The following is a 12757-nucleotide window of genomic DNA, read 5'->3' as shown; positions in this document are numbered from 1 at the left end:
ATTCTTGTTGAAGATTATTTATTTAACAATGCTCAAAAAAAATAGCTTTCTTCTGGCAATCCTAATTTCGTTCAATATTTTTTCTCAGGAAAAATCGATTGACAGCCTTATCACCGCTCTAAATAATAATGTAAACCAAGATACAATACGGGTTAATTCTTTAATCAAAATAGCCTATTACTATATAGATAGAGATATGGAGAAAGTACTACCATACCTTCAAGAAGCTCTTACAATATCTAAAGCTATAGATGCCAAATATCATAGCGTAAGTATACAAAATGAAATGGCCAGATATTATAGGGCTAAGGGAGTATGGGACGATGCGATGAAACAAGCTATTATTGCTAAAAAAGAAGCTGATGCTTTTGGTACAAAACAACAAAAACTAGTAGCAAACAGTGGTTTGCAAATTGTATATGCCAATTCTGGAGATGATAAAAAAAGTATAGCATTAGCTTTAGAAAATTTAGCATTAACCGAGAATGACCCTCCTTCTCCTTCGAGAGCAAGAACATATTTTGATATTGGAAATCTCTATTTAAAAATCAGAAAGTTAGATCTAACCGAGCAGTATTATACCAAAGGTATTCAAATGTGCCACGAAGTAGGGTTTAAACCCGGAGAGATGGTAATGAAAATGTCTTTAAGTAATTTATATAAAATACAAAAAAGATATGAGAAAGCGTTAGAGTTTATTAGTGAGCCATTAGCATATTATATAACCACAAAGCAAACCGTGCGTATAGGTAGTGCATATATGCAAATGGCACAAATCAAATCTTCTCAGGGAAAACATGAAGAATCTGTCCCTATATATTTAAAAGCATTACAAAATTATGAAGATTCGGGAGCTAGTTTACACTTTAAAAAGCATATCCTTCAAAATTTATTTATAGCTTATAGCATATTGCAGGATCAGGAAAAGGCTACAGAATTTAATACGGCATACAAGAAGTTAAAAGATTCTATAGATTCAAATGAACGTAAAGCACTTACCGAAAAACTAAAGGTAGCTTACGAAACAGATAAAATAGCAGCCCAAAAGGATGCTGCAGAAGCCAGAACCAAACTTGCGGAGGCTACATCGAGACAAAATAAAAATTACTTCATTGGAGCCATTATTATCGCAATTTTAATATTAATGAGTGCATTGTTCCTAATAGGGAGATTACGTGCCAGAAAAAAAATGGAATTAATCACCTTAGAGTTTCAAGAAACTCAAAAACGACTAGAGATAGAAAAGCAATATAAAGAAAGTGAATTAAAAGCTTTAAAATCTCAAATGAACCCCCATTTTATATTTAACTCCCTCAATTCTATTCAGGATTTAATCCTTCAGCAAAATACAGATTCTTCTTATGATTATATCGTTTTGTTTGCACAATTGGTTAGAAATACCTTAAACTATTCTAGTAAAAACTTTATAGCGATAGAAAAAGAACTAGAGTTTTTAGATGTCTATCTTCAACTAGAGAAATTAAGATTCGAAGATGATTTTACATACTCTATACAAAGCATAAATACAGAGGGGTTATCTGTACTCTCTTTAATAGTACAACCCTTTATAGAAAATGCATTGCTACATGGTTTGCTGCATAAAGCAGGTAAAAAACAACTTACCATAGATTTTACATTTACAGATCATTTGTTATGTACGATCATCGATAATGGTATCGGTAGAAAGGAAGCAAAAAAGATACAGGAGCGACAAGGCAATCACCATGAATCCTTTGCATTAAAAGCGATACAACAGCGATTAGAAATCCTAAAAGATCAGTATGGTACAGATATAGGGTATGAGATCTTTGATTTATATAATGATCAATTGGCTATCGGTACCCGAGTAGAAATTAGAATGCCTTTTCAAAAAAAGTATTAAACTGAGTTTGATGCATCAGAAATACTTGTTTTACAGCGATTGCAATGAACTTCGCTCTACCTTTTCCATACGGGCATAAAAAATTTGTTCATTTACATGTAAAAGATTGATTAAGTTTAATGCTACAAATATGGCCATTCCAATACTGCCCTTTTTATGATCACTAAATTCTACTTGTAATCCGACATTATTAGTATGATCATCATTTGATACCCCTTCTGGATCACTCCAGGTTCCGTCTGCATTGACTTCTGTAACTGCTTTTAGAAAAAATAGCGAGTCCGATTTACTAAGAGGTAATATTATGGTCAAAACCTCTTCCTGTCCTCGTGTCAAATTAACATTAATAGTTGTATCACCATATAAAGTCAAATAGAGCATATCTCGTGCTTCTTCGAGTAAGATCTCACCTTTTTTTGATCTTTGATGAGGTTCAATAGTTGCTAAACCCATGTGCGGTGGTTGCATAAGGAAACGAGACTCTTCTAGATATTCTCTACTAATTTTTCGATACTTATCCACAAAGTTCATTAAGGCTCGATCATCATAACCTACCTTATGTATTCGATCCAGACGCTTCTTCATATCTTCAAGCCTGTTTTTCTGCTCATGTAAACTATGTCTTTCACAGGTAAGGTAAATAATCTGGTCAATAAGCCAATTTTTATCTTTTTTTTGTAACTCCAAACGAATTTTTTTCTCTAATTCGGGAAATAAATCGTCCTGAGCCTTTTTAATAATACTACTTATAGTATCCATCTTATTTTATATGTTCAAAATTATTATTAATAGCATTCTATAATTACCATAGTACTTATATGTGTTGAATGTAGAAACTATAGGTAATGATTTTTTATATACTAAAATACAATCCTTATGTAGAAGTTAGACCAGAATAGACCATAAAAATGCTGAAAAGAGATTTTATGTTATTTTCTTAAAATCAGTACACAGCATGCAGGAGATCACTATGGTTTACACATGGATTCGCCGTAGGGTGCAGGAGATCGCTATGGTTTACACATGGGTTCGCTGCAAGGCGCAGGAGATCACTATGGTTTACACATTGATTCGCCGTAGGGTGCAGGAGATCACTATGGTTTACACATGGGTTCGCTGCAGGGCGTAGGAGATCACTATGGTTTACACATTGATTCGCTGTAGGGTGCAGGAGATCACTATAGTTTACATATGGATTCGCCGTAGGGTGCAGGAGATCGCTATGGTTTACACATTGATTCGCTGCAGGGCGCAGGAGATCGCTATGGTTTACACATGGATTCGCTGCAGGGTGCAGGAAATTGCTATGGTCTATGCATGAATCTGCTGAAGTGTGTGTAAATGTTAATGTGTTGTTAATTAGTTATTTGTGGTTTGTTTTGTGAAATATTTAGCAAAGATTTTTGTTACTTATAATATCTTAAAATCTAAACCAAAATTATGTTAACATCCAGTAACCTTATTGTTCTTCATAAAGAAGAATTCATTGAGTTTTTACGCAATACAGTAGATATTTGCGAAAAAAATGATCCGGTAGCACTTCATATCCAGACAAAGGTTGACCCTTTAAGGAAAATAGTAGCTCGATTAGATGACGCTTTAATCTATGAGCGAGAAAAGGAGTTTACCAAAGAATTAGAAGAACTAGACCGTAACAGAGATGAAGCCGTAACTGGCCTTCGATATGGTTTTTTGATGAATACCTATCATAAAAACCCAACAGTAAAGACTGCAGCACATTTATTGTTAGACCGCATCGATAGCTATGGTGGGAGTATTGCCCGTATGAATTATGAATCAGAAAGTGCAGCTATTCATAATCTTATTAGTGATCTCGAAACAGAGCATACTTTAAAAACAGCATTGCAGAAGGTAGAACTACAACATTGGGCAGACCATCTTAAGGTGACCAATCAGAAATTTAGAGAATTATACAGTAACCGAATTGAAGAAGAGAGTAAACATAACAAAACTTCGTTTACCACAATCAAGCCCGAAGCCATTACTGTGTATACCCAATTGATAAATAGAATAAAAGCTTATATAGAACTCGATGAAAACAATATATATGATGTGTTGCAAAGAGAATTAACTACATTGGCAGAACGATACCAGCAAATTATTACCCACCGAAAAGAAATACTACAGAAGAAACAGATCAAACAATGAGCTAGAGATTAATCATTATGATCGTATAGAAGGTCTATAAATAAATTTAAGGCTAGATGTCTGTCTGAGCCTATCGAAGATTAATTAAATAATAATAGTATTAAACTTCGACAGGCTCAGTTTAACAAAGAAGAATTGACTTTCTAAAAAATGTAAATTACTACTTCACTTATATATAAGAGTATACTTCATACTATCAATAGATTACCTTATTTTATAATAGATTATTTCCATTCACAAACTCAAATAGCGTTTCACAAACTCCTTTACTCTCTTCTACACGGTTGTCTGTATTCTTGTTGAGAATTATTAATTCTAAAACAAAAATATGATACAAAAAATTACGCTAATTGAAATATCTACAATGGTATATGATACATTTTTCTATACCAAAATGAAGTTAAATCACTGTTTTTAATACCAGACAAACACCAGAGAAGAATAGACTCTTGAGAAAATGATAATTAAGGGGGAGATCCTTTTGCTTTTCTAATACTCCCCATTACAAATCAAACACGAAAGTCAAAATAAAGTAACCCATAATGAGAAACTGTACTATGAAAACAACAAAATTTCTATTACTAGTGATAGCTATCTTGGCACTATCATGTAGTAAAGATGATGATCAGACCATTAATTTGGCTCCGGTAATCAAGGCACAATCTTTTAGTGCTTCAGAAACTGCGATCGATACTGAGATATTCGGTACGGTAACAGCTACAGATGTTAACGAAGATGCATTAAGCTATAGCATTACTGCAAACAGTGATGATCTATTCGAAATCACTAAAACAGGAGCATTAAGCCTGGCTTCGGGAAAAACATTAGATTTTGAGACCAAAACGACTCATGAAATTACTGTTGAAGTAACTGATGGCAAAGCCAAAGCTTCTGCAAAAGTTACAATTACAGTGACAGATGGTAATGATACCCCTGCAATAAGTGCGCAATCTTTTACCGCTGCAGAAACCATAGAAGATACTGTGGTAATTGGTACTGTTACTGCAACAGACGAAAACGGAGATCAAATTACCTATAGTATTATAACGAATAGTAATGATTTATTCGAAATAACAACCACAGGAGAGTTAAGTTTGGCTGTAGGTAAAACATTAGATTTTGAAACAAAAAGTGTTCATGAGATTATTATAGAAGCAACAGATGGAAACCACAGCGCTTCAGAAACAATAACAATTAATGTTAGTGATATTACCACAGTAAGTACATTGGCAGGAGGTGGCCCTATTACCGTGTTTAATGCTCCTCAAGGGCTGGTAGTAGATGCTTCTGGTAATGTATATGTTGCAAATGTTTATAATCATACAATTAATAAGATTACACCTGATGGTACAGTTAGTGTTTTTGCAGGAAGTGTTAAAGGATATGCAAATGGTACAGGCAGTGCAGCAAAGTTTCATTTTCCTATAGACCTGGCAATAGATGCTTCTGATAATATATATGTAGCAGATCAAGGTAATCATTGTATACGCAAGATTACTCCAGGTGGAGTAGTTAGCATGTTCGCTGGTAGCGAATTTGGATTATCGGGTAATATAGATGATACTGGTAGCGCGGCTAGATTTAATGGCCCAACGGGAATAACAGTAGATGCAAACAATATTATATATGTTACCGATATAAATAGCCATCTGATACGTAAAATTACACCATTAAAAGAGGTGACGACTCTTGCAGGATCTATTAAAGGATATGCAGAAGGAACCGGAACGGCTGCAAAATTTAGTTTCCCATCTGATGTGGTGGCAGATAATTCTGGAAATGTTTATGTAACCGATCAATCAAATCACCGTATTCGAAAAATCACCTCTTCTGGGGTAGTAACTACTTTTGCAGGAAGCAGTAGCGGTTATGCAGAAGGAACAGGTAGTGCCGCACAATTTAATTTTCCTACTCGTATCACTATAGATCCTTCTGGAAACTTGTATGTTACAGATCTTCAGAATCATCGCATTCGTAAAATTACTTCTGCAGGTGTAGTAAGTACTTTGGCAGGAATAGAAAGTGGATATATAGATGGGGATGCCAGTATAGCAAAGTTTGAACGTCCATATGGTATTGCAATAGATGCATCCTTAAATCTATATGTTACCGACGAAACAGGTAATCGAGTTCGAAAAATTACACAATAATAATATATATTAACTATGAAAACAATTAAATTACTTTTGCTATGTATAGCAATACTGACATTATCCTGTAGTAAAGATGATGATGCAACGACCCCTGTAACTAATAAAGCACCAGAGATTGCAGCACAGTCTTTTAACGTATCAGAATCGGCAGCAGATACCGATGTATTTGGTACTGTAAAAGCTACCGATGCAGACAAAGATGAGTTAAGTTATAATATTACTGCCAATAGTGATGACCTGTTCGAAATCACCAAAGCGGGAGCACTAAGCCTGGCAACAGGAAAAACATTGGATTTTGAAACCAAAACAACTCATGAAATTACGGTAGAAGTAACCGATGGTAAAGCTAAAGCAGCTGCAAAAATAACGATTACAGTTATTGATGTAGATGAAAATATGCCACCTGTTATTGCCGATCAAACTTTTGATGTACCAGAAAATCAGGCATTAAATGCGGTTTTGGCTACGGTAGTTGCTACCGATCCCGATAACGATGACCTTACCTATACCATAGCTAATCCTGCGGGTGCTGTAGCCGAGTTTGAGATGGCTGGTAATGAAATCAAACTAAAATCTGGATTCTTTGATTATGAAACCCTAACAAGTCATACCGCAACAGTTACCGTAAACGATGGTACACTTACAGCATCTGCACAAATTACGATTAATGTTACGGATGTTAATGAAGCACCAAGATTCCCGGATCGTAATTATACTTTTAGTCAACCAGAAGATATAGATGATACGGTTATTATTGCTACAGTAACGGCTACAGATCCTGATGGAGATACTCTAATTTATACGCTTAATAATAACCCAGGTAACCTTTTTGAAATCAACAGTGCCGGTGAAATTAGTTTATCAACAGGGAAATTTCTAGATTATGAAAACCAAACAAGTCATACCATAACTGTACAAGCAACAGATGGAAATCTTACAGACTTGCAACATGGAGTGCGTATTAATGTAACTGATGTTATGGGGGTGAATGTATCTACTGTAGGTCCGGGAGGTTCATCGATATATAATAACCCAACAGGGGTGGCAATAGATGCACTAGGAAACATATATGTAGCAGATTACTCTAATCACCGCATTCGTAAGATTAACCCCGGAGGAACATCAACTAGTATTTTTGTCGGAGGTACTCAAGGTGGTGCAGATGGTGTGGGATCAGCAGCTCAATTTAATTTTCCTTTTGGAATAGCAGTAGATGCCTCGAGGAACGTATATGTTGCAGATCGAAACAATCATCGTATTCGTAAAATTACCCCGGCAGGTGTAGTGACCACCATAGCAGGAGGTACTCAGGGATATCTCGATGGAACCGGCGCCTTAGCACGATTTAATCATCCGGAAGGAATAACCGTAGATGCCTCGGGAAATATATATGTGTCTGATAGTCAGAATCACCGTATACGTAAAATTACTCCGGCAGGAGTAGTAACTACCGTTGCAGGATCTAGTCAAGGATTTGCAGATGGTACCGGTATAGCAGCTCAGTTTGATAGCCCCGCAGGAGTAACTATAGATACTAATGGAAACCTATATGTGGCGGATAGACTGAATAATCGTATTCGTAAAGTTACACCTACGGGAGTAGTTACTACGTTTGCTGGCAGGTCTGTTTCGGGCTTTGCAGATGGACCTGCTAATTTAGCCAGATTTCTTAACCCTTCAGGAGTAGCTCTAGATGCATCGAATAATGTATATGTAGCAGATAGGCTAAACCATCGTATACGTAAGATTACACAAGCAGGAGTAGTATCTACTGTAGCGGGATCGACTAGTGGTTTTGGAGATGGTAATGGTTCGGTAGTAAGATTTTTCCAGCCTTCAGGAGTGGCTGTAGATACATCGGGAAAAGTCTATGTAGCAGATAGGCTCAATAACCGTATCCGTAAAATTGTCATTGAATAAATCCTAAAAAAAAACATAAGTATTCAACCTCATATCTCGGGTTTCAGAACTTGAGATGAGGTTGTTGTTTAATAAATAAGTATACCCAAAATATAGTCATAAAAGAATGAAAAATGTATCCCAAGCCTTTATACTATTTACTATTGGTATAGTATTAACCCTTGTAAGTTGTAGTAAAGATGACGAGGCAGCAACGATTGTAACTCCGCCAACCAATACAGCACCAGAAATTAAGGCACAGTCCTTTAACGTATCAGAATCAGCAACAGATACAGATGTATTTGGTATGGTAAAAGCTACCGATGCAGACAAAGATGAGTTAAGTTATAGTATTACTGCAAACAGTGATGATCTATTCGAAATTACTAAAACAGGAGCACTAAGCCTGGCGACAGGAAAATCATTAGATTTTGAAACCAAAACTACGTATGAAATTACGGTAGAAGTAACTGATGGTAAAGTCAAAGCAGCTGCAAAAATTACCATTACTGTTATTGATGCAGATGAGAATATGCCACCTGTTATTGCAGATCAAACGTTTAGTGCAGCAGAAAATTCAACATCAGGGACTGTATTAGGAACCATAGTTGCTACCGACCCTAATAATGATAATCTTACGTATACCATAACTAATCTTGCCGGTGCTTTAGCCGAATTTGAGATGACAAACAATGAAATCAAACTAAAATCAGGATTTTTAGATTACGAAACTCTGACCAGTCATACGGTAACAATTACTGCAGATGATGGTACATTTACGGCATCTGCACAGGTTACTATTAATGTTACTAATGTAAATGAAGCCCCTATCTTTGGTGCTAACTCTACTACATTTACTGCTGTCGAAAATATAGCAGAAACTGTTGTTATAGGTACTTTGAGTGCAACAGACGAAGATGGTGATGTGGTTAGTTATAGGTTAGCCAATAACGTGAACAGTGATAATTTTGAAATTGATACGAATTCTGGTGAAATAAGTCTAAAATCCGGAGGAAGTTTAGATTTTGAAACCAGGACAAGTTATTCATTCCAGGCCCATGCAAGTGATGGAACATTAAACGCAACTCCCGTTACAGTAACCATAAACGTAACCAATGTCTCTGATGTAAATGTAGAGAGCATTTTAGCTCTTAGTAAGTTGCATACCGGAATAGTAGTAGATGCTTCGGGAAATATATATGTAGCTGATACTCGTAAAGACCGTATTCTTAAATATTTTTCTTCGGGAGCAACCACAGTTCTTGCAGGATCTGGCGTTGCAGGGTTTGCAGATGGTCCTGGTATAACTGCTCAGTTTGATAACCCTAATGGTTTGGCGATAGATACTGCAGGAAATCTTTATGTAGCAGACACCGATAATCATAGAATTAGAAAAATTACTCCTGCTGGGGTAGTATCTACTATTGCAGGGTCTGGTGTTAGAGGTTTTGTAAATGGTACAGGTACTGTTGCTCAGTTTGATTCCCCGTATGGGATTGATGTACACCCAAATGGTGATCTGTATGTAGCAGATACGGGTAATCATAGTATCCGTTACATTACTACTGCTGGTGTAGTATATACCCACGCAGGTACAGGTAGTAGTGGTTTGGTGAATGGTAACACTACAACCGCTCAGTTTAATGAACCTACTGATGTGGTCATAGGTCTATCTACAAATCTATATATAGCAGATGCTTCGAATCATGTGATTCGCCAGATTACCGATACGGGATCTGTACTTACTCTTGCCGGGTCTACGCAAGGATATACAGATGGTGCAGGTACTATAGCTCAATTTAGCCTTCCTTATGGAATTACCCGAGATGCCTCTGGTAATATATATGTTGGAGATAAAGATAATCATCGTATTCGTAAAATTACTCCTACAGGAGTAGTGTCTACCTATGCAGGTTCTGGTACTATGGGCTTTGCCAATGGTAATGCAGATGCTGCTCAATTTAATGAACCTGTCAATCTGTGTATAGATGGTTCGGGAACTATTTATGTTACCGATTATCAAAATGATTATATCCGGAAAATATTTGTTCAATAAACAATAGTACAAATAGGGTTTGGAGTGAATTTTTTACATCAAACCCTATTTAACTTATATAAAGCCATAGTATGAAAATAATAAAGTTATTGTTATTTCTCATACTTCTAAAAAAATAGATGAATCAAACATCTTATCCTAAATCTTAGAGTTTGGGATAAGATGTTTTGATACACAAAAATTATTATAAAGAAAATAAAATGAAAAATATCATATTATTAGCGGCATTAGGCTTACTGTTTTTTTGCCATAACCTAAAAGCACAGGGAGAAATAAAACATCAAACTGAAGAACTGGAATCTATTCAAGTCGGGAATTACACGGCTTATTTAACGCAGCAAAGCAGTAGTGGTGATTATCAAGGAGGCTTGGATGTATTGCTATATAAAATCACCAATTTTAAAGACTATAGAATTCAACCAGGAGCACACAAAGAGGTGTACATGTTGTTCGGAGAAAATGCTAAACGTCCTGATGATCATAAAGAAAGCATGTTTATACCCGATAATGAAGCATTCCCGATTACTTATGTACATAATGTGTACGAAGGAAGTCCAGCCATGCAAGATGAAATAGGTTTTGCGCCTAGAAAAATTCATCAATCTACTTATGATAGCCGCCTTGTGTTTTTAGATGGTAAAATTTATATCCTAAAAGAATGGGTAGATAAGGATAATTATAAGCTTAAAGCTGTATTAGAGTATCAAGCAAAAAAAATGGGAGGTTTAAAAAAGATGAAAGAAGTAATGAAATCGCCTAAAAAAATGAAGGCAATGCAACCTCACAAAACCCTTCAGGAATATTTAGACAATGCATATAATAAACAACAAGAAGTATATGCAGAATGGTTAAAAACCCCAAAAAATGCAGCTCTTGTGGAGAATACAGAAAGTACCAGAAAGTTTATTATAGCAGCTATTAATAAACAAAGAGATGATTGGATGAATTCTGAAGAGTACAAGCGTATCAAAGAAAGAAATCAAATGGCAAGACAAAGTGATCTTGAAAACAGAGTACATATTGTTAATAAAACAGGGAAAGAAATTTATATATATAAAGAAGGATCGAGGAATGGATCTCGACTTTCAACACATTTTGGGGGAGCTAAATTTGATTGCAAAAAAAATCTATACTATAGTTTTAGCGGAAACTCATCTGCTAGTAATGGTACCTTGATTGTTAGGGCAAATCAAAGCTGTGGTACAACCGTAAATGTAAATTAAAGACAGTTGTTGTTGTCTTTACAAATAGTCATCCTACCCTGATTTGAATTTCTTTAAGAAGATTAAAATCTCTTCTAGAAGGATTGAAATGGATAACCGGAGGCAGACGTAATACTCGTCTGCCTCTTTGTTATTTATATATAAAATAGTTGTGCTTTTTATGTTGATATACTATTGCAAAAAGAGTTGTTGTAAATAAAAACTGTAGTAAATTCAATATATAATGCTTAGATATAAGATGTCTATATAGATATAACAATTCTTAATAACTTTACTGTAAGGTTTATGATCAAATTGCTACTTTTACATCATATAAAATGATGAGAATATGTCTGATACAATAGAAAGAATAAAGTGTCTTATTATAGGTTCGGGTCCTGCAGGATACACTGCAGCAATATATGCAGCAAGAGCAGATCTTAAACCCATTATGTACACCGGTATGGAACCAGGTGGCCAATTAACAACGACAACAGAAGTAGATAATTTCCCAGGATACCCAGAAGGTATCGATGGACCAACAATGATGGTTCAGTTACAACAACAAGCAGAGCGTTTTGGTACAGAAGTACGAATCGGGATGGTAACTGCTGTTGATTTTAGTAAAGAAGTTGGAGGGATTCATAAAGTAACTGTGGATAACACTACACAGATTGAAGCAGAAACCGTTATTATCTCTACAGGAGCTACAGCAAAATACCTGGGATTACCTAGTGAACAAAAATTACGTGGCGGTGGAGTATCGGCATGTGCAGTTTGTGATGGATTCTTTTACAAAGGACAGGACGTAGCCATTGTAGGAGCAGGAGATACTGCAGCAGAAGAAGCTACTTATCTGGCAAATATATGTACTAATGTTACTATGCTAGTTCGTAAAGATCATATGAGAGCTTCTAAAGCAATGCAACATCGAGTAAATAATACACCCAATATTAAGGTAATGTATAATACCGAAGTTGATGAGGTATTAGGAGATCAGGTGGTAGAAGGATTACGAATGGTAAATAACCAAACAGGTAATAAAGAAGAGATCGAGATTACCGGTTTGTTTATCGCTATTGGTCATAAACCAAATACCGATATTTTTAAAGGGCAATTAGATATGGATGATACAGGATACCTGATTACCGAAGGAAAATCTACAAAGACAAATATCCCGGGAGTATTTGCTTCAGGAGATGTTCAGGATAAAGAATACAGACAAGCTGTAACTGCTGCAGGAACAGGATGTATGGCTGCATTAGATGCAGAACGATACCTTGCAACGATAGAAACAAATGATGAAGTTTCGGCTTAAGTCGAAATATTTAGCATTAAGAAAAGAGTGTATCTAAAAAATAACATCAAAACTAGATTGTCAGTTTGACAAAGGAAG

At 35.7% G+C, this 12757-nt stretch carries 8 protein-coding genes; 7 read left to right on the top strand and 1 reads right to left on the bottom strand.

Annotated features, from left to right (window positions below; translation table 11 throughout):
* The first annotated feature begins 28 nt into the window (after window positions 1-28).
* On the top strand, window positions 29-1882 hold the full coding sequence (locus ATO12_RS10930) for a tetratricopeptide repeat-containing sensor histidine kinase (protein ID WP_034241841.1): 1854 nt from the start codon (window positions 29-31) through the stop codon (window positions 1880-1882).
* 30 nt (window positions 1883-1912) lie between these two features.
* Here the strand turns inward: ATO12_RS10930 and ATO12_RS10925 are convergent, their stop codons facing one another.
* Entirely contained in the window at window positions 1913-2641 is a 729-nt protein-coding gene (locus ATO12_RS10925) for a hypothetical protein (protein ID WP_034241838.1), read from the bottom strand.
* Between the two features lie 681 nt (window positions 2642-3322).
* On the opposite strand from ATO12_RS10925, the gene ATO12_RS10920 reads away from it, so the two are divergent.
* The 6 genes from ATO12_RS10920 to trxB all read left to right on the top strand — a co-directional run bounded on the left by ATO12_RS10920 (window position 3323) and on the right by trxB (window position 12679).
* Window positions 3323-4051 carry a DUF6261 family protein gene (locus ATO12_RS10920; protein ID WP_034241837.1) on the top strand — a complete coding sequence of 243 codons (729 nt, stop codon included), beginning with the start codon at window positions 3323-3325 and terminating at the stop codon, window positions 4049-4051.
* A 557-nt stretch (window positions 4052-4608) separates the two neighbouring features.
* A complete protein-coding gene (locus tag ATO12_RS24845) occupies window positions 4609-6201 on the top strand; it encodes a cadherin domain-containing protein (RefSeq protein WP_051575752.1) in 1593 nt (530 codons plus the stop codon).
* 15 nt (window positions 6202-6216) lie between these two features.
* Window positions 6217-8124: an NHL repeat-containing protein gene (locus tag ATO12_RS24840; protein WP_051575751.1), complete on the top strand. Its 1908-nt coding sequence runs from the start codon at window positions 6217-6219 to the stop codon at window positions 8122-8124.
* A gap of 106 nt (window positions 8125-8230) precedes the next feature.
* The gene (locus tag ATO12_RS24835) at window positions 8231-10159 is read left to right on the top strand and encodes an NHL repeat-containing protein (protein ID WP_051575750.1); all 1929 of its coding nucleotides are present in this window, start codon (window positions 8231-8233) and stop codon (window positions 10157-10159) included.
* A gap of 200 nt (window positions 10160-10359) precedes the next feature.
* Entirely contained in the window at window positions 10360-11382 is a 1023-nt protein-coding gene (locus ATO12_RS10900) for a hypothetical protein (protein ID WP_034241835.1), read from the top strand.
* Window positions 11383-11710: 328 nt separating this feature from the next.
* Window positions 11711-12679, top strand: a complete 969-nt coding sequence (gene trxB, locus ATO12_RS10895; protein ID WP_034241833.1) for a thioredoxin-disulfide reductase — start codon at window positions 11711-11713, stop codon at window positions 12677-12679.
* The last annotated feature ends 78 nt before the right edge of the window (window positions 12680-12757 follow it).

This window comes from Aquimarina atlantica (genome assembly GCF_000626715.1).
In the GTDB taxonomy this organism is placed as follows: domain Bacteria; phylum Bacteroidota; class Bacteroidia; order Flavobacteriales; family Flavobacteriaceae; genus Aquimarina; species Aquimarina atlantica.
This window is presented reverse-complemented; position numbering and strand designations above follow the sequence as displayed.